The 18,354-nt window shown below is 60.7% G+C and carries 14 protein-coding genes; 8 read left to right on the plus strand and 6 right to left on the minus strand.

Annotated features, from left to right (window positions below; genetic code table 11):
• Together EFD56_RS32990 and EFD56_RS28375 are read left to right on the plus strand one after the other, a co-directional pair.
• A partial coding sequence (locus EFD56_RS32990; protein WP_206513431.1) for a hypothetical protein occupies positions 1–199 on the plus strand: 199 nt, incomplete at its 5' end.
• 199 nt (positions 200–398) lie between these two features.
• Positions 399–2,660: a bifunctional diguanylate cyclase/phosphodiesterase gene (locus EFD56_RS28375; protein ID WP_085742524.1), complete on the plus strand. Its 2,262-nt coding sequence runs from the start codon at positions 399–401 to the stop codon at positions 2,658–2,660.
• A 5-nt stretch (positions 2,661–2,665) separates the two neighbouring features.
• Here EFD56_RS28375 and EFD56_RS28380 read toward each other — a convergent pair whose 3' ends face one another.
• The 5 genes from EFD56_RS28380 to speB all read right to left on the minus strand — a co-directional run bounded on the left by EFD56_RS28380 (position 2,666) and on the right by speB (position 9,196).
• Positions 2,666–4,099, minus strand: a complete 1,434-nt coding sequence (locus EFD56_RS28380) for an NAD-dependent succinate-semialdehyde dehydrogenase (protein ID WP_126906893.1) — start codon at positions 4,097–4,099, stop codon at positions 2,666–2,668.
• A 17-nt stretch (positions 4,100–4,116) separates the two neighbouring features.
• Complete coding sequence (gene ggt / locus EFD56_RS28385) at positions 4,117–5,709, minus strand: gamma-glutamyltransferase (protein WP_126906894.1); 1,593 nt, start codon at positions 5,707–5,709, stop codon at positions 4,117–4,119.
• Between the two features lie 17 nt (positions 5,710–5,726).
• Positions 5,727–7,109 (minus strand): aspartate aminotransferase family protein, encoded by a 1,383-nt coding sequence (locus EFD56_RS28390; RefSeq protein ID WP_085742522.1) that lies wholly within the window; start codon positions 7,107–7,109, stop codon positions 5,727–5,729.
• A gap of 122 nt (positions 7,110–7,231) precedes the next feature.
• On the minus strand, positions 7,232–8,074 hold the full coding sequence (locus EFD56_RS28395; protein WP_097541127.1) for a transporter substrate-binding domain-containing protein: 843 nt from the start codon (positions 8,072–8,074) through the stop codon (positions 7,232–7,234).
• Positions 8,075–8,149: 75 nt separating this feature from the next.
• Complete coding sequence (gene speB / locus EFD56_RS28400; protein ID WP_085742520.1) at positions 8,150–9,196, minus strand: agmatinase; 1,047 nt, start codon at positions 9,194–9,196, stop codon at positions 8,150–8,152.
• A 151-nt stretch (positions 9,197–9,347) separates the two neighbouring features.
• Here speB and EFD56_RS28405 point away from each other — a divergent pair, with 151 nt between their 5' ends.
• The 6 genes from EFD56_RS28405 (at position 9,348) to EFD56_RS28430 (ending at position 16,525) form a co-directional block, all read left to right on the plus strand.
• On the plus strand, positions 9,348–10,073 hold the full coding sequence (locus EFD56_RS28405) for a GntR family transcriptional regulator (RefSeq protein ID WP_085742519.1): 726 nt from the start codon (positions 9,348–9,350) through the stop codon (positions 10,071–10,073).
• Between the two features lie 34 nt (positions 10,074–10,107).
• A complete protein-coding gene (locus tag EFD56_RS28410; RefSeq protein WP_085742518.1) occupies positions 10,108–10,833 on the plus strand; it encodes an ABC transporter permease in 726 nt (241 codons plus the stop codon).
• Positions 10,833–11,531, plus strand: a complete 699-nt coding sequence (locus EFD56_RS28415) for an ABC transporter permease (protein ID WP_085742517.1) — start codon at positions 10,833–10,835, stop codon at positions 11,529–11,531. Before EFD56_RS28410 ends, EFD56_RS28415 begins: the two co-directional genes overlap by 1 nt.
• A gap of 12 nt (positions 11,532–11,543) precedes the next feature.
• Positions 11,544–12,347: an ABC transporter ATP-binding protein gene (locus EFD56_RS28420; protein ID WP_085742516.1), complete on the plus strand. Its 804-nt coding sequence runs from the start codon at positions 11,544–11,546 to the stop codon at positions 12,345–12,347.
• A 177-nt stretch (positions 12,348–12,524) separates the two neighbouring features.
• Positions 12,525–15,770, plus strand: a complete 3,246-nt coding sequence (locus tag EFD56_RS28425) for an adenylate/guanylate cyclase domain-containing protein (RefSeq protein ID WP_085742515.1) — start codon at positions 12,525–12,527, stop codon at positions 15,768–15,770.
• Between the two features lie 74 nt (positions 15,771–15,844).
• Complete coding sequence (locus EFD56_RS28430; RefSeq protein ID WP_004671720.1) at positions 15,845–16,525, plus strand: peroxiredoxin-like family protein; 681 nt, start codon at positions 15,845–15,847, stop codon at positions 16,523–16,525.
• 191 nt (positions 16,526–16,716) lie between these two features.
• On the opposite strand, the gene EFD56_RS28435 is transcribed toward EFD56_RS28430, so the two are convergent.
• Entirely contained in the window at positions 16,717–18,225 is a 1,509-nt protein-coding gene (locus EFD56_RS28435) for a winged helix-turn-helix domain-containing tetratricopeptide repeat protein (protein ID WP_085742514.1), read from the minus strand.
• Positions 18,226–18,354: the final 129 nt, after the last annotated feature.

The following is an 18,354-nucleotide window of genomic DNA, read 5'->3' on the forward strand; positions in this document are numbered from 1 at the left end:
CCGCCCCGATCTGATCTTGCAACCCGGACCAGCCGCTCAGATCGGGGCTGATCGCCTGCCGGATGCAGACCAAAGTGACATTTCTACTTTGCAAACATCCGGACATTTCAACTTCACCGCCACATTGTGTGTAGCAGGGGTACATTCTATTTCCAAGTGCGACAGGCCACAATGGCTTGGTGCATTCTATTTAGAGTAATGCGACAGTTGGGCCAGTTAGAGATGCGACGGTCTCGCCTCCTCGCCCGCCTCCCGGCTCCGCAAAGATGGACGCAGCCGTTGGCGCCGGCCTGACCACAGTCCCACTCGATTGTCTTTCTGCAACCGGATCGACGGTTTAGCGTTGCCTTAAAGAAACTGTGCAAGGATGCAAGCCTGTCATTCACACTGGCGACCTGATGAAGTTTCGAAGAAATACAAAGGTAATTCGCAGCCTCGCGGGCTCCCTGATGAGCCATGCGAGCGCATTCGCTCCGGCACTATTTGCGGCCATTATCGCAGCCATCGTCGTCTGGGTGGCAACGAACTGGCGGCTTGAGCGGTCGTTGGCCGACGAACGCTCGGTTGTTGCCGGCGAGCTTGCGACGATGTCATCTCGACTGCAAACGAACCTCAATAGCAATGTGAAGCTGTTGCAGGGTTTGGCGGCGGGTATCGCGGTCGACCCGGCGATGGGCCAGAACAGATTTTCCAAACTTGCCGCGCAAATTCTGCAGCCTGAGTCACAATTGCGAAGCTTCGCTGCAGCACCCGACATGGTGGTCCAGTGGGTTTATCCGGAAAAGGGAAACGAAAAGGCCATCGGACTCGACTACCGAAAAAATGACAAGCAACGGGCCGCCGCGATGCTGGCGCGCAACACACACAATATCGTCCTGACAGGCCCGGTGGAGCTTGTCCAAGGCGGAACAGCTTTCGTTGTCAGGTGCCCGGTTTATATCGACGATGGAAACAGCCAGCTCTTTTGGGGTCTGCTTTCCGGTATCATCGATATTCCGAGGCTATACGGCGATAGCGGTCTCAGTTCGACCGACCTGGAGATTGCCATCAGCACGACGCCGGAGCCGAACTCGCCCAAACAGGTCTTTCTTGGCAGCCTGGAAACTTTTGCGAAGAAACCGGTCGTCGCCTCCGTCGATATGACTTACGGTCGATGGTCCCTCGCCGCACTTCCCAGGCACGGATGGGGCCAGAATAACGGCATCGGCACTTTTGAGCTCTATGCCAGTCTGTTGGCTTTGTGCGTCGTCGCACCGATCGTCTGGGTCGGCTTTCTGACCAAATCCCGCCAGAAGACCATCGAAAAACTTCGCCTTCACAAGAACAAGCTCGTCCGAGCACGACAGAGGCTGGAGCACCTGTCACTGCATGACGCCCTCACCGGGCTACCCAATCGGCGGTTTGTCGACCAGATGATCTCGCAGCCGCCGAGGCCCGATCCGCAGGACCGTCTGATCCTCATCCATATCGACCTTGACCGGTTTAAGGAGATCAACGACACGAAGGGGCATGCCGGCGGTGACATGGTCCTGCAGACAACGGCTTCGCGGCTTGCCGATTTGACAGGCCCGAACGATGTCGCGGCCCGCATCGGCGGAGACGAGTTCGTCTTCGCTAGCTGGAGCACCGATCCCGAGCCTAGAGCAACCGAATTGGCCAGACAGATTGTCGACGCGCTGCAGCAGACCATCTTTATCGATGGAGCCGGTTATGTGGTCGGCGCAAGCGTCGGTGTCGCCTGGGAAACTGAAAGCGCCCGCGACCGGGATCTCGGTCAACTGCTTCTGAATGCCGATTTGGCGCTGTACGAGGCGAAGAAAGCCGGCCGCGGCCGGGCGGCCGTGTTCACCGAAGAGCTCCGCAGCGCCGCAATCCATTCAAAAGAATTGGCGGATGACTTCAATCAGGCGCTCGACCGCGACGAACTCGTCGCATTCTTCCAGCCGCAGTTCAATGCGAACACGTTTGATATCGCAGGCGTCGAGGCGCTCGCCCGTTGGAGCCACTCGCGAAAGGGTTTGCTCGGGCCTGACAAGTTCCTTGATGCCGCGGAAAGGCTGGGGCGTACCGGCGACATGGATCGGCTGATCTTGAAAAAGGCGCTGTTCGAGCTGACGAGATGGGACGGTTTGGGAATGCAAATCCCGCGGGTCTCCGTCAATATTTCAGCACGCCGACTGGCGCAGCCAAGCCTGCTTGCGGAACTGTCCGAGCTTCCCGTAGCGAGAGGCCGTCTGTGCTTCGAGCTGCTCGAGACGATCTCCTTCGACGATCTTCAACCTGCTCTCAGTGAGATAATTCCGACGATCAAGGCGCTTGGCGTTGAAATCGAGATTGACGATTTCGGCACCGAACATGCCAGTATCATCAGCCTGCTTCGATTTGAACCGCGACGGCTCAAGATCGATCGAGAGATCATCAAACCGATCATCGCGTCTGCATCTCAACGCCGTCTGGTCTCCTCCATCATCGAAATCGGCCGGTCGCAGAACATCGACATCGTTGCCGAGGGCGTCGAGACAATGGAGCATGCGAAGATCCTGAAAGATCTCGGTTGCCATTTGCTGCAAGGTTACGCCCTGGCCCGACCCATGACCTCGGATCAGTTGATCGAATTTTGCCGGATGAAGGGCAAGGGAGCGGCAAAGGCAAGCCGATAGCCTGCTCAAGCCGCCTCGGTCACGAGCTTCGTATTGAAGTAACTCTCCATTGCTTCAGAGCCGCCTTCCGAGCCGTAGCCGGAATCCTTGATGCCTCCGAAGGGCAGTTCCGGCAGCGCCAGCCCATGATGATTGATCGACAGCATGCCACTTTCGATATCGCGAGCAAGGCCTGCGCTGGTCTTTGCCGAAGTTGTGTAGGCATAGGCCGCCAGGCCGTATGGCAGGCGGTTGGCCTCCGCAATGGCAGAGTCGTAGTCCGAAAATGCACTCACGATCGCCAAGGGGCCAAATGGTTCTTCGCTGAGCACGCGGGCATGCTGTGGAACGTCGGTAAGAACCGTCGGCTGGAAGAAGTTGCCGAGATTGCCGATCCTTTTGCCGCCGGTCGCAATCTTCGCGCCATGCATCACCGCGTCTGCTATTAGCGCCTCCATGGCCCCTACCCTCCTCGCGTTGGCAAGCGGTCCCATGGTCACGCTATCGCTCAATCCATCGCCGACGGTGATCGCCTCGGCCGCCTTTACCAGGCCATCGAGGAATTTATCGAAGACGCGTTGCTGAATGAGAAACCGGGTCGGAGCGACGCAGACTTGTCCGGCATTTCGAAATTTCGCAGCGGCCAATAGCCTGACTGCGAGATCGATATCGGCATCATCGAAAACGAGCGCAGGCGCATGGCCTCCGAGTTCCATGGTCACCCGCTTCATGTGGGCGCCGGCCAGGGATGCCAACTGCTTGCCAACGACGGTCGATCCGGTGAAGGAAATTTTCCGGATAACGGGGTGCGGGATCAGGTGATTGGAAATATCGGCCGGAATTCCGAAAACGAGATTGAGGACGCCCGCCGGCAGCCCCGCATCGGCAAAGGCGCGAACAAGTTCGGCGCAGCTTGCCGGCGTCTCCTCCGGCCCCTTCAATATGATCGAGCAGCCGGCTGCAAGGGCAGCCGCGACCTTGCGCACAGCCTGGTTCAGCGGAAAGTTCCAGGGACTGAAGGCCGCTACCGGGCCGACAGGTTCCTTGACCACCATCTGCCTGACATTGCTCGCTCGCGGTGGGATCAGCCGGCCGTAGGCACGGCGGGATTCCTCGGCAAACCAGTCTATGATGTCGGCGGCCGCGGCTGCCTCTGCCTTGGACTCGGCGAGCGGTTTGCCTTGTTCCAATGTCATTATTCGCGAGATCGCCGCAGAGCGCTGGCGCAGAATCTCGGCCGCCTCATGCATCAGCTTTGCCCGCTCGAACGCACTTATGCGCCGCCACTGCTCAAACCCTGTGGCGGCGGCCGAAAGCGCTTCGTCGAGATCAGCAGCGCCGGCATTGGAAACACGGCCGATGATTTCGCCCGAGGCCGGATTGACGACGGTCAGATCGTCGTTCAAACCCTGCCTCCGGTGGCCATTGATATAAAGTTGGGTATTCGGATACGCCGACATTCAGCTCTCCACCGCCTCTAGTAACCGAGCGCGCAACCATCTTTTCGATGATCTGAGGCGCCCAGCAGCGTGTTGTTTTGATCGTCTATCCAGATCGCCTGGGCGCCGCCGATGGCCCAATTCGGTGCGACGACCTTGAAGCCGCGGGCTTCGAGATCACGCCCGATCGAGGTTCGCAGAAGCGCTTCGGTTTCGATCGATGTCGTGCCGGGAAGCGGAAAGAGCCGGGGCAGATCGATTGCGCTTTGTATGTCCAGATTGAAATCGAACAGCTTGGAAAGGAAGTGGGCATGGCCCATCGCCTGATAGTGTCCACCCATCACGCCGAACGACAAGACGCTTCTGCCATTGCGGGTGACCAGACCCGGGATGATCGTATGCATGGGCCTCTTGCGCGGCCCCATCGCGTTCGGATGCCCCTGCTTCATACTGAAGCTCTGCCCGCGATTGTGGAACAACACGCCGGAGTTCGGCGCCATCAATCCGCTTCCGTAGGAATGGAAGATCGAGTTGATGAAGCTGGCAACATTTCGATCCTTGTCCACAACCGAAATGTAGACGGTGTCGGCATGCTCGACGCCGTCGATAACAGCCCCGGCATCGGCGATGGTGTTCAGGTCGATCCTGGCGGCAAGGCTGTCGGCGAGTTCATCGGATAACAGGAAGTCGACCGGAACGTCTGAGGCGGCCATGTCGGCGACCCATCGATCACGAGCCGCATAAGCCAGCCGCGTGGCCTCGACTTCGATGTGCAGATTGTCCACACCAAGCGGATCGCCTTTGCGTTCGAAACGCTCCAGGATCTTCAGGATCATCAGAGCGACGATGCCCTGCCCGTTCGGCGGGCATTCATGCACCGTCCATCCGCGGTATGTCGCGCTGACAGGCTTCACGTATTCGCCGGCAGCTGAGGCAAAATCGTCAAGTGTATGGAGGCCACCAAGGGAATTCAGCCGGGTCACCATGTCGGCTGCCACCGGACCGCGATAGAAGCCGTCTCGGCCCGACGTTGCGATCGTTTCCAGCGTCTGCGCCAGTTCCGGTTGACGTTGAACCGATCCGACCGGCGGAGCCTGATCGTCGATCAGGAAAAGGCGACGGGTTGATGGATCGCGCAGCAGCAGGTCGCGTTGGTTCGAAATGTCGGCGGCAACCCGTGGCGTGATCGCATAGCCGTCGCGAGCCAGTGCAATTGCCGGCGCAAGAATTTCCGACAGCGGCATCCTGCCGTGATCGGCAACGAGGCGGGTCCAGGCGTCCACCGCCCCAGGAACGGTCACCGCATGCGGCGATGACCGCTCGATCGAAGTGATGCCGTTTTCCTGAAACCAGTCAAAATGCGCCGCCGCCGGCGTCCGTCCCGAGCCGTTATAGGCAAGGACACCATCACTTCCATTCGACGCCAGCACCGCAAAGCAATCGCCGCCTATGCCGGTGGACCCGGCCTCCACGACACATTGGACGGCACAGGCGCCGACTGCGGCGTCGATGGCCTTGCCGCCGGCTTTCAGGATCTCGATCGCTGTTAAAGTCGCCATCGGGTGCGATGTCGCGGCCATGCCATTGCGGCTGACGGCCATCGATCTTCCCGGCAATTCGAAATTTCGCATATCGTCGCTTCCTTCGCTCAATAGAGGCCGGTTGCCCTCGCCCATGTATAGGTATCATCCAATGCGCGCGTGGAGCGATCGAACAATTCGTGGATCTCCGCCTCGGTGATGATAAGCGGCGGGCAAAGCGAATAGTTGTCGCCAAGGGCGCGCGTGATGACGCCATGGACCTGGGCCTGCTTGCCTGCGTGAATGGCAATGCCGTCCGTCGGCTTGAACGGTTCTTTCGTTTCCTTGTTGCGAACCAGTTCAAGGGTGCCGATGAGCCCGCGACCGCGGGCGTTGCCGACGAGCGGATGGTCGCCAAGCTCGTTCAACCGCCGCTGGAATACCGGGGCGATGTTGCGGACGTGGCCAACGATGTCACGTTCCTCATAGATTTTCAGGGTTTCCAGGGCGACGGCCGTCGCAACAGGATGGCCGCTATAGGTGAAACCATGTCCGAATGTTCCGATCTTCTCGCTCTCGGCAACGACAGCGGAATGGATCTTTTCATTGATCATCAGGGCGGAGATCGGCTGATAGGCGGCGGAAAGCTGCTTTGCCATGACGATCATATCCGGCTGAAGCCCGAAGCTTTCGGAGCCGAACATCGTGCCGAGCCTGCCAAAGCCGCAGATGACTTCGTCGGCGATCAGCAGCACGTCGTATTTCCTGAGGATTGCCTGGATCTTCTCGTAATAGGTTGGCGGCGGAACGATACAGCCGCCGGATGCCATCAACGGCTCGGCGAAGAATGCGCCGATGGTTTCCGGTCCTTCGGCAAGGATCATCTGTTCAAGCGAGTTGGCACAGCGCGTCGCGAATTCTTCCTCCGTTTCGCCCGGGCGGCCGTAGCGATAAAACTCCGGGCAGTCCGTATGCAGCACCCGATCAATCGGCAGATCGAAATCGCGGTGATTGTTCGGCAACCCGGTCAGGCTTGCCGAAGCGATGGTCACGCCGTGGTAAGCCCGCATGCGCGAGATGATCTTCTTCTTTTCCGGCATGCCGATGGCATTGTGATAGTACCAGACAAGCTTCATGGCCGTGTCGTTGGCCTCGGAACCCGAATTGGCGAAGAACACTTTCGACATCGGAACCGGTGAAAGCTGAATGAGCCGTTCGGCAAGCTCGACCGCCGTCTCATGCGTTTTGCCGCCGAAGCTGTGATAGAAGGGCAGTTCCTTCATCTGGCGGGTCGCCGCGTCTACCAGACGTTGTTCGCTAAAGCCCAGCGACGCGCAGAACAGCCCGCCAAGACCTTCGATGTATTTGTTGCCTTCGCTGTCGACGATATGGATCCCCTCGCCCCTGGTGATCACCAGCGGGCCGTCCTTCAGATGCTGCGAAGCGTTGGTATAGGGATGCAGAACAAACGCAGCGTCGCGGGATTCGACGGAATTGAGAAGGATGGTCACAGAGGTTCTCCAAATGGGGGTCTATTTCAATGGCGGCTCCTGGCAAAGCTGCGCCGGTCAGCCGGCGCGACCTACTCGGTGCACCGGCTGCCAATTGCTGCCGAGGGAGCTTTGCCGCTCAATCAATCAAGGGATGTCTTGATCCACTTCTGCGCCAACTTGTTGATCGTGCCGTCGGCTTCGGCGGCTTCGATCGCGGCGTCGAACATCGACTTCAACACCGTATCGTCCTTACGGATGCCTGCCGCGATCCCCTGTCCAAAGACCCCGCCTTTGAAGGTCGGGCCGGCAATCTTGTAGTCTTTGAAGTCGTCCTTGCCGAGCGTTGCAGTCAACGAGGTTTTCTGGGCAACGACGGCGTCGATGCGACCGGCCTGGAGGTCCAGATCATGCTGCTCGACGGTCTTGTATTCTCTTGGATCGACAACGCCCTTGAAATAGGTGTCGAGAAAGACTGCGTTCGCCGTTGACACCTGGGCACCCACGGCCTTGCCTTTGAGGGCGTCCCGAAGCGGCTGCAATTCCTGCTCGACCTTCGCCTTGTCTGCGGCGAGGTCGACTGTCGTCCCCGTCCCCGGCAGATCGGCGAGAGGGCCGGTTTTCTCGACCATGAAAGCGGCGGCGGTCGGGGCATAGGGCTTGCTGAAGGAGATGACCGCAAGGCGCTTTTCGGTCACGATCATCGAGGCCATGATGGCGTCGAACTTCTTGGCATTGAGTGATGGAATGAGCCCATCCCAGTCCTGCGCCACGATGGTGCATTTCACCTTCATGCGGGCGCAAAGGTCGTTGGCGAGATCGATCTCGAACCCGGCCAGCTTGCCGTCGGGACCGGTAAAATTCCAGGGCTCGTATGCGCCCTCGGTCGCAATGGTGATTTCGGTTGGTTTCGTCTGCGCGGCGGCAGCGCCGGCCGAGATGACGCCGATGAGGGCGGACGTCAGCAAAAGCTTTGATACTTGCATGTTTTTATTCCCCTTTTTTGTGCGCCCTGCCCTTTTCCCAAGCAAGGCGGTTGCAGACTCCGCGACGTCCATTTGCTAGGGCGCGCGAACCTTGATTGCCTCGGCCGCAAGGCAGAGAAGTTCAAACAAAACCTGAGCGGCAATTTGTGCCGTATTCGACGTCGGGTCGTATTGCGGAGCGATCTCGACAACGTCGCCGCCGACAATGTTCAAGCCGATAAGACCGCGCAGAATGCCAAGCGCCTGGGCCGAGGTCAGGCCACCGACCTCCGGCGTTCCCGTGCCTGGCGCAAATGCCGGATCGAGAGAATCGACGTCGAAGCTGACATAGGTCGGCCCCGCCCCGACGATCTCTCTCGCCTTGGCGATGACGGCGCTGATGCCGAGATCGCCGACGTCCTCCGCATGAATGACGGTCATGCCTGATGCATACGAGAATTCCCATAGATATTCGGAATTGCCACGAATTCCGATCTGGATCGTCCGCCTGGGATCAAGCACACCGTCCAGAACCGCCTGGCGAAAGGGTCCGCCATGGTGGAATTTGCATCCTTCGAACGAACCGCCCGTGTCGCAATGGGCGTCGATGTGGATCATCCCCACAGGACGATCCCTGCCGACGGCTCTGAGAATCGGAAGGCCGACCGAGTGGTCGCCGCCGACGGCCAGGGGCACGACCCCCGCCTCTATCAAGCCGCCGACAAATTGCTCGATATCGTCATGGGATGCCGCCAGATCGAAGCGGCTTTTGAACGGTACATCGCCGACATCGGCAACACGTGCATGGGCAGTTGGGACGGTCCGCAAGACATGATCGTAAGGACCAACCCGGTCGACGTTGCGTACGGCTCTCGGCCCGAACCGCGCACCGGATCGGTTCGTCACCCCGAGATCCATCGGAATGCCGAAAAGCGCGATATCTATATCAGCAAAACTGGGTGCGGCGTCCGGACGATACGGCGCCTTCAGCAATGTCGGGACGCCGCAGTAAGGCGCCTGGCGACGATCGCCCTCGCCGAAGACCAGGTCGGCCACCTTGCGAAACTCCGGATCGAACATCTCACCGCCTGAAGCGTTCGAAAAGCGCTCCCGCAGTTCGTCCAGACTGAGAATCTCCGGCATCGGACCTCCAGGCGTTGCGAGCAGATCGCGGGCGACTTTTGAACGCCGGCGAAAAGACGATTGCTTGTTGTAGTCAACATTGTATACATAATCGTATTCCGCTTGATCGAGCAAGAGGGAAAAAGTTATGGTGTCGTTCACCGAGGGGTGAATGGACCAGAGACGGAAGGGGAATCGATTGGCATCGACCAAAACGGAACAGCGAGGATCGTTGCGTGAGAGCACCTATTCGCAATTGAAGGACCTGATCCTCACCGGCCAACTTCGCCCCTCCGAGCGCCTGTCGGAAGTGACGCTCGCCAAGCGCTTCGGCGTCAGCCGAACACCGCTGCGTGAAGCGCTGATGAAGCTGGAGGAAGAAGGGCTTATCGTCGGGCAGCGGAATTTCGGCTACACGGTGACCGATCTCGACGTCACCAAGTTCTGCAATCTGCTGGTCGTTCGCGAAGCGCTCGACGTTTGCGCGGCGCAACTCGCCTGCGAGGTGGCGAGCGAGGAAGACCTCGACCGGCTCCGGGACGTCATTGCCCAGATGGTTGAACTGAAGGATACGACGAACAAGACGCCGTCTGATGCGGCCCGCAACCTGGATCTTGGACTATACATCCATCGCGTCATCGTGGAATCGACCCGAAACGAGGCCCTCGTGAGGGTGACGGATCAAGTTTATCAGCAGCTTCGCCTGGCCCTTTGGCTCGAAGTACTCTGGGTGGATCTGGAGCACACGGACCTCGACGAACACCGGGCGATCGCGGACGCCATCTGTGCACGCGACCGGGAGGCGGCGGCCGCAGCAGCTCGAGCGCATGTACAAAGCTCGCTCAAAAACATGTCGAAGCTCCAGCGCATCTGGGCGCATCGGCGCGCATCCGACTGACGCGCAACACGATCTTTTACCAAGGGGTCCCCGCATGGCACCTATCGACAGTTACCTGGCTCTCGTCGGCTTCGAGCAGACGGGGTGGGGTTGGCTACTACTGACTGCGGCCGCGATGACAATCGGTGTGTCCGTCTGCGGCTTCCTGACCGGAACGTTGATCGGGACGGTCATTACCTTCATGCAGTTGTCCCGCCACCTGACCATCCGGTGGCTTGCGGATTGCTATACGACCGTTCTGCGCGGCGTGCCCGACCTTCTGGTCATCTATCTTTTCTATTTCGGGGGCAGCGCATTCCTTGGATCCTTGGGCGGCCTGTTCGGCTATCAAGGGTTTATTGGAATGCCGGCATTTCTAACCGGAACCCTGGCGCTTGGCGTGGTTTCGGCGGCCTATCAGGCTGAGGTATTTCGCGGCGCCTACAGGTCCGTCGCACGCGGCGAACTCGAAGCCGCCAGCGCCGTCGGCATGCGGCCATGGCCCAAATTCAGGCGCATCGTCGCCCCCCTCGTCCTGCGCTACGCTATTCCGGGCCTCGGAAACACCTGGCAGCTCGTCTTGAAGGAATCGGCATTGATCTCCGTCACGGGTCTCGTCGAACTCCTGCGCCAATCGCAGATCGCGGCCGGATCGACGCGGCGGCCGTTCGAGTTCTACCTGACGGCGGTCGTGCTTTATCTCGTCATCACTTGGCTCTCATCAATCCTTTTCAGACGCATGGAAGCGCGAACGACCCAGGGCACAAGGAGAGCGTTGTGATGGATCTGGGTTTTATGTGGGATACGTTTCTCACGCTTCTGACCGGCTTGCCGCTGACCCTTGAACTTGCCGTCACGTCGGTCGTGGCGGGCAGCGCGCTGGCGCTGGCGATCTCGCTCCTGGCCGTGACCGGCGGTGAAATAGGCCGAACCATAACACGTGCCTACGTCTTCGTCTTCAGAGGGTCGCCGCTCCTCGTTCAAATGTTCCTGATCTATTATGGCCTCGGCCAATTCAGACACGGCCTGCAGGACCTCGGCGTCTGGGGGTTCTTTCGCGAACCCTACTGGTGTGCGGTGCTCGCCCTCACACTGAATACTGCCGCCTACTGCAGCGAAATTTTCCGTGGAGGACTGCTGGCCGTCTCCGCCCAGGAGATCGAGGCGGCTCGCGCCTGCGGCATGTCGGGCGTTCTGCTGTTCAGGCGGATCATCTTGCCGATCGCCATCAGGCATGCGCTGCCCGCTTACGGCAATGAGATCATCCTGATGATCAAAGCAACAGCGCTCGCGTCTGTCATCACGATCATGGAAGTCACCGGTCTGGCTGGAAAACTGATCGCCGACAGCTTCCGCGCTTTCGAGATCTTCATCGTCGCCGGCGCGATCTACCTCGCGATCATTTTCATCGTCACACGGATGCTCATGGCGGTCGATTTCTGGCTTTCGCCTCATATGCGTATGCGGCTGCAATCTTAGACGGGAGTGTGCATGTCTTACAGGGGAACAGTTTTGGTCAGCGACAACAAGGACAAAAGCGCTGCCGTTTCGGTCAAGGATCTCCGCAAATGCTTCGGCCCGCTGGAAGTGCTGAAGGGAATTTCGCTTGAAGCGCATGAGGGGGACGTGATTTCCATCCTCGGCTCATCCGGCTCCGGCAAATCGACGATGCTGAGATGCCTCAATATGCTCGAAATCCCCGACAGCGGGGAAATTCGCATCGGAGGCGAGATGTACGCTCTGAAGAAATCGGGGCATAGAACGGTGCCGGCTGACCGCAGGCAAGTCGACCGGATGCGCGAACACATCGGCATGGTGTTTCAGAATTTCAATCTTTGGTCGCATATGACCATCCTTGAAAACGTGATCGAGGCACCGGTGCACGTGCAGAAGCGCAACCGCGCGGAATGTATCGCGGAGGCCGAAGCTCTGCTCGAACGGGTCGGCATCGCCGAAAAACGAAATTTCTATCCCGCGCATTTGTCTGGCGGGCAGCAGCAACGCGCTGCGATCGCCCGCGCTCTCGCGCAGCGGCCGAGGGTCATGCTGTTTGACGAACCGACCTCGGCGCTTGATCCCGAACTCGTCGGCGAGGTGCTGAAAGTGATGCGCTCGCTCGCTGAGGAAGGTCGAACCATGCTGGTTGTCACCCATGAAATGGCCTTCGCGCGAGACGTGTCGAGCAAAGTGGTTTTTCTTCACCGGGGCGTCGTCGAAGAGACAGGGGAGCCCATCGAGCTTTTCACGCATCCGAAATCGGAACGGTTCCGCCAGTTTCTGGCAGGGACGAGGTGACGTCGTTTGACCTCCGACGCGGATCTCAAGAAACTCAGGCGTTCAACGGCGATCGTTGTTCTGCCGCCTGTTTGGCGCTTGCGGGCACGGGGCAACAGGTTCATGCTGCTCTTCTGTTGAGGCCCGTTGGTTGCGGCTGATATAGCCGTCGGATACCGGGTTCGTGAGATGCCAGCGATGGACTGCGCCGGCTGCGGTTTCGATATTCAGAGCGGTTTTGCTTTCTGTCCGCGATGCGGCGCAAGGCAGCCTCTCTCTTGCGCCGCCTGCGGTTATGCGTGCCAGCCCGATTTTGCCTTCTGCCCCAAATGCGGCGCATCGATTTCCGGCAAAGCCTCGCCTGCGCCGAAGCCGATTATTGAGGTGGTGCCGACGAAATCCGACAGCGATGCCGACCGGCGGCCGGTGACGGTGCTCTTTGCCGATCTCTGCGGCTTCACCACACTGAGCGAGCAGATCGATCCCGAAACCATGCGGGTGCTGCAGAACGAATTGTTCGAAGAGATGACCCGGGCGGTGGAAACCTATGGCGGCTTCGTCGACAAGTTCGTCGGCGACGCCCTTCTGGCGCTGTTCGGCGCGCCGGTTGCCCATGAGGACGATCCGGTGCGCGCGCTTGGCGCCGCACTTGATATGATCGACCGGGCCGCCGCGGTCGGCACACGCTGGCAGTCGCGTGCCGGCGTGCCGCTGCGCCTGCACATCGGCATCAACAGCGGCCCCGTCGTTACCGGCGGCTTCGGCGCGGTTGGCGCCAAATCCTATTCGGTGACCGGCGATACGGTGAACACTGCCCAACGGCTGCAATCCATGGCCGGCGAAAACGATATTCTCGTCGGTCCGCTGACTTACCGCCTTACCCGCCATGCCTTTGCCTTCGACAGCCTCGGCGCGCAGACCTTGCGGGGCAAAAGCGGGAACGTTCACGTCCATCGGCTGATCGGGCTGCTGGACGCGCCGCATACAGCGCGCGGACTCGAAAGTTTCGGCCTTCAGGCGCCGATGATCGGACGGGATGCGGAATTGTCGCGGCTGCTCGCCTGCCTTGATCTCGCCTGCGACGGCGCCGCGCAGCTCGTCCGGTTGATCGGCGAAGCGGGCATCGGGAAATCGCGTCTGGCCACCGAATTCGTCGGGCTCGCCGCCAATGCGACCCGTTTCCCTGGCCTTGCCATCCGCAAAGCCACCTGCTCTCCCCTTGGCGAACAATCCTACGGCACCCTCGCCGCGGTCGTGCGCAGCGCCTACGGGATCGGCGAGCGCGACGATCGCGACAGGACCCGACAGCTGTTGACGACAGGGTTTCGCGCGCTCGATCTGACGCAGGACGATGTCGATGGGCTCCTGCCGCTTTTTCTGCATGTGCTCGGCCTCGGCGATCCCGATGGCGCGTTGCGGCACATCGAGCCGGAGCAATTGCGGCGACAGATCTTTTACGCGATCCGCACCGTCTTCGAGCGGCGGCTGGCGCAGGGCCCTCTCCTGCTGGTCATCGAGGATCTGCATTGGGCGGATGCGGCTTCGCTGGAAGTGCTTCGCTTCATGATGGACCGGCTGGAGCGCAGCCGGCTGATGCTGCTTGTGATCTACCGGCCGACGCCGCAGACCGACCCGCTGAACTCCAATCGCGTCAACGTCACCGTGCAGCGTCTTGGCCCGCTCTTTGCCGCCGATGGGCAGAGGCTGCTTGCCGCCTTTTTTGGCGACGCGCATGGCAAGCTGCCGGTCGCAATGCGCAAACGCATCCTCGACCGCGCCGGTGGCAATCCGCTGTTCATCGAAGAAATCCTGCGTGGACTGATCGACATGGGCACGTTGCATCATGACGGTCAGCGCTGGCATGTTGCGGCGGACGACACGGATGTCGCCATCCCGGTGAACCTGCAAGCCTTGTTGCTTGCCCGCATCGATCGTCTGCCGCAGGAGATGAGGCGGTTGGCGCAGGAGGCGGCGGTGGTCGGCCCGAGATTTGATACCGCCCTGCTCCGCGCCGTCGCCACCGATCCGGCCGCCATCGATGCCGCATTGGACTATCTCTGCGATGCCAATATCATCGAGGAATTGCGCGGCCCCGATGCCGGCGGGTCGCCGGGCTATCGCTTCAGCCAGACGCTGATGCACGACGTCATCTACCAGAATCTGCTGCTGCAACGGCGCATGGAACTCCATGGCAGGATCGGCCGGGTCCTGGAGCGCCAGTATGGCCTGGCGCCCGAGCGTGCCGAGCATCTGGCGCAACTCGGCCATCACTTCAGCCTGACGACCGACAAAGCCAGGGGCGCCGCCTACCTGATGGCGGCGGGCGATCAGGCGCGCAAGACCTATGCCAATGACGATGCAATGCGCCTCTATCGTCAAGCGCTCGCGGCCTTCGCAGACGAGCCGGAGGTGACGCCCGAGCAATTGGCGCTACTGGAGCGCCTTGCCGATCTCTGCGGCCCTGCCGGCCGCCGCGACGATGCCTTGACCCACTATCAGCAAGCGCTTGCGATCCACCGCGCCAACGACGACCGGATCGCCGCAGCAAGGATATTGCGAAAGATCGGCCGCTTGCATCTCGATGCGGGGCGCCGCGACCAGGCGGAGACGCATTGTGCCGCGGCGGAAGCAATGATCGCGACGATCGATGCACCGGTCGAACATGCCCATCTCTTGCAGGAGCGCGGCCATCTGGCCTTCCGCATGGGTGATCAGGGCGCCGCCGCGGAGTGGGCGACACAGGCGCTGCAATGCCTGCAAACGCTGCCGATCGACGGAACGACCGAGGCCGGCCGCGAGGCAGCCCGGGCGATGGCGGAGGCGTTGAACACCAAGGGTGCAGCGCTCGCGCGGCTCGGACGCCGGCGCGATGCCGTGCAGGAAGTCGAGCGCAGCCTCTCGGTGGCTGAAAAAGCCGATCTGCAGAGTGCCGCCTGCCGCGCCTATTCGAATCTCGGCGTTCTCTACACAATCGTCGACCCGGCCAACGCCATCACGGTCTGCCGCCGTGGACTGGAGGTCGCAACCCGTATCGGCGACCTCGGCTTCCAGGCGCGTCTTCTCGCCAACCTCGCAGTGTCCTGCTGCACCTTCACCGATCGCTGTGCGGCCGAAGGCGTGCCGGCGGCGGAAAAGGCAGTCGAGATCGACCGGGCGCTCGATCAGCGCGATCATCTGTCCGTGCCGCTGATCGTGCTCGGCCAGATTCATCAATGCCATGGGCAACCGAAGCTAGCTCGTAAGTATTACGAAGAAGCTCTTGAGGTTGCTCAGGAAATTGACGAGCCGCAACTGCTCTTTCCGTGTTATGATGGCCTGGCGACGCTGAGCCTCGAACATGACGAAATGGACGAAGCGGAACGGTATTTCACGCTGGCACAGGATGTGTGCGTCCGCCACAACCTCGACCCAGGCACCCTCGTCGTCTTGCCGTTTCTCGACTGAACAATTCGCGTCGCAATGATCGCGCAATATCGAATAGATCAAGCGATTCAAACGCATAAAGGGAGGAACGAACAATGCAGGAGAACCACGCCGATAGACCGTTACAGCCTGGAGATCGCGCGCCCAACGTGGTGCTGGATGCGATCACCCGCCAAGGCAAGATCGCCATCGACGACTTTCGCGGCCAGAAGCCGCTGCTCGTCGGCCTGTTCCGCGGACTGCATTGCCCCTTCTGCCGCAGGCAGATCGCCGCGATGGCCGAACTGACCGAAGCATTGCAGGAGAAGGGCATCGACAGCCTGACCGTCGTCAATACCCCGATCGAGCGAGCGCGCCTTTATTTCCGCTACCACCCGCTTCCCAACCTGCTGGCGGCCTCCGACCCCGAACGGGTATCACATCGCGCCTTCGGCCTGCCGAGCCTTCAATTCACCGAGACCGAAAACGAATGGCCGCACACGGTCAGCATGGACAAGGTGATGTCGATGCGCGTCGACATGCCGGGTGAACTTCCCGAACCGATGAACCCTATCGCAGCGATGGATTTTCTCGACAAGGCTGACGGTTACGAAGTCACCGCGGATGACAAGAGGATGATCGCCACCGGTGAAGGCCAGCTTGTCGGGGAATTCCTGCTCGATCGTGACGGTGTCGTGCGCTGGTGCTTCACGGAAGTCGAAGAGGCCGGCCGCCATCTGTTCGGCGTTCCCGCGCCTCGGGAAGTTATGTCGGCAGCGGCGAATATGGCGGTCTGAAGCGGCGGCCATAATCAGCTGATCCGGAACGCGAAGCCAGCCGGGCACATCCACTCCTACAGGCTGGTGATGACCGCTTCGCCGACCGCGATGGTTGGCGGCGGCCATGCTATCCACCAGACCGCGCCGAGAATTCGGGGGCGGCGGTGCCGCTGTCGAAAATGGAGCGATTGTCGAGCAGGCGGGGCGGATTATTCCGGAAGACCGGCCTTGCGGTAGCCCTCCACGAAATGTTCAAGCGTGCGAGCGTCGCGGAATGGTTCGGTCGCCGCCCAGTGGCGGATGGAAAAGCCAGGGTTGGCGACAAGGAAGAGTTCGGTCTCCGCCTGGGCCTCGTCGAGCCGACCGAGCTGGGCAAGGCTTGCGGCCAGGAAACGGCGCGAGCTTGTGCGATAGGTCTCGTCGCGACGCAACGTCTCGACGGCGGCCGCATATTGCCCCGCCGCATATTGCGCCTGGCCGAGCGTTGAATAATACCAGCTTGCCGGAAAGGGATTCAGCCGGAATGCCTTGCGAATGTGCTCAAGCCCCACCTCGATCCGTCCGGCGAGCACCGTAATGTCGGATAGAGCCGCGAAAGTGTCGGCCTCGTTCGGGTCGAGTTCGATCGCCGTGGTGAACTCCGCCTCCGCCGCGGCGAAATCGCGCTCGTAAGCAAGCAGGTAGGCCAGGACCCAGCGACAGCCGGCATCGTTGGGATCGATCGCAACGGCCTTGCGCGCCAGCTGCAAGGCGATGCTGCGGCTCGGACCTGTCGGCCCGCCGCTATGGACCCATCCCATCCAGTGGTTCATGGCCAGCCAGCGATAGGCCTCGGCGTAATCGGGGTCGAGGGCAACTGCGCGGGTCAGCATCAGATGCGCTTCCTGAGCCGCCTGCGGGGAATCGTCCATCAGTTTGCGCGCCCGCACGCAGAGATCGTAGGCTTCGAGATTCTTAGGCCGATGGCGCGGCGGCGGGGTGCGCAGCCGGCCGAGCAGCGCCTCGACGATCCTCGCCGTCACCTCGTCCTGAACGACGAAAATATCGTCCAGGCTGCGATCGAAGCGTTCCGCCCACAGATGATCACCGCTGACGGCGTCGACCAGCTTGGCATTGACGCGCACGCGTCCCGCGGCGCGTCTCGCGCTGCCTTCCAACAGGTAGCGCACGCCGAGTTCGTCGGCGACCTCGCGCATATCGATCGCCCTGCCCTTATAGGCGAAGACCGAATTGCGGGCGATGACGAACAGGCCGGGCATCCTGGAGAGGTCGGTGATCAGGTCTTCGGTCAACCCGTCCGCGAAAGAATCCTGTTCGGGATCGCTGCCGATATTCAGGAAGGGCAGCACGGCGATCGACGGCTTGTCCGGCAGCGGCAAGGCCTTTCGCTTGACGCCGCCGAGCCGATGCATCGCCCCAGTGAAGCGGTAGCCGATGCGTGGAACCGTAGCAATCCATTCACCGCCGCCGGCGGCCGGGCCGAGCAGCTTGCGCAGTTGGGCGATCTGAACGGTGAGATTGCCTTCCTCGACCGCCAAGCCCGGCCAGGCAGCGTCCATCAGTTCAGACTTGGCAAGGATTTCGCCCGGCCGCCCGACAAGCGCTGCAAGCAGCTTCAGCCCGCGCTGACCAAGGGCAACGGGAGCGTCGTTCCGCAGGAGCGTTCCCGCCTCCGGATCAAGCACGAACGGACCAAAGGCAAAGCGCGCTTCCTGCATAGAGCGGATCTATAGTCCGTTTGGAAGTTTTTGAGAACTTTTTGGCGCGGCTTAATTACGCCGCTTCCCCTATCCCGCAGAATTCCAGCCTCTTTCGGGTCAAGCGTTCGCCCTGCGACAACAGCGACC

It is taken from the genome of Rhizobium phaseoli, assembly GCF_003985125.1.
GTDB classification, from domain to species: domain Bacteria; phylum Pseudomonadota; class Alphaproteobacteria; order Rhizobiales; family Rhizobiaceae; genus Rhizobium; species Rhizobium phaseoli.

Excerpts from the sequence above, each read along its gene's own strand:
- EFD56_RS28375 (WP_085742524.1), top strand. The coding sequence starts at position 399 with ATGAAGTTTCGAAGAAATACAAAGGTAATTCGCAGCCTCGCGGGCTCC.
- EFD56_RS28380 (WP_126906893.1), bottom strand. The coding sequence starts at position 4,099 with ATGTCGGCGTATCCGAATACCCAACTTTATATCAATGGCCACCGGAGG.
- ggt (WP_126906894.1), bottom strand. The coding sequence starts at position 5,709 with ATGCGAAATTTCGAATTGCCGGGAAGATCGATGGCCGTCAGCCGCAAT.
- EFD56_RS28395 (WP_097541127.1), bottom strand. The coding sequence starts at position 8,074 with ATGCAAGTATCAAAGCTTTTGCTGACGTCCGCCCTCATCGGCGTCATC.
- speB (WP_085742520.1), bottom strand. The coding sequence starts at position 9,196 with ATGCCGGAGATTCTCAGTCTGGACGAACTGCGGGAGCGCTTTTCGAAC.
- EFD56_RS28405 (WP_085742519.1), top strand. The coding sequence starts at position 9,348 with ATGGACCAGAGACGGAAGGGGAATCGATTGGCATCGACCAAAACGGAA.
- EFD56_RS28410 (WP_085742518.1), top strand. The coding sequence starts at position 10,108 with ATGGCACCTATCGACAGTTACCTGGCTCTCGTCGGCTTCGAGCAGACG.
- EFD56_RS28415 (WP_085742517.1), top strand. The coding sequence starts at position 10,833 with ATGGATCTGGGTTTTATGTGGGATACGTTTCTCACGCTTCTGACCGGC.
- EFD56_RS28420 (WP_085742516.1), top strand. The coding sequence starts at position 11,544 with ATGTCTTACAGGGGAACAGTTTTGGTCAGCGACAACAAGGACAAAAGC.
- EFD56_RS28425 (WP_085742515.1), top strand. The coding sequence starts at position 12,525 with ATGGACTGCGCCGGCTGCGGTTTCGATATTCAGAGCGGTTTTGCTTTC.
- EFD56_RS28430 (WP_004671720.1), top strand. The coding sequence starts at position 15,845 with ATGCAGGAGAACCACGCCGATAGACCGTTACAGCCTGGAGATCGCGCG.
- EFD56_RS28435 (WP_085742514.1), bottom strand. The coding sequence starts at position 18,225 with ATGCAGGAAGCGCGCTTTGCCTTTGGTCCGTTCGTGCTTGATCCGGAG.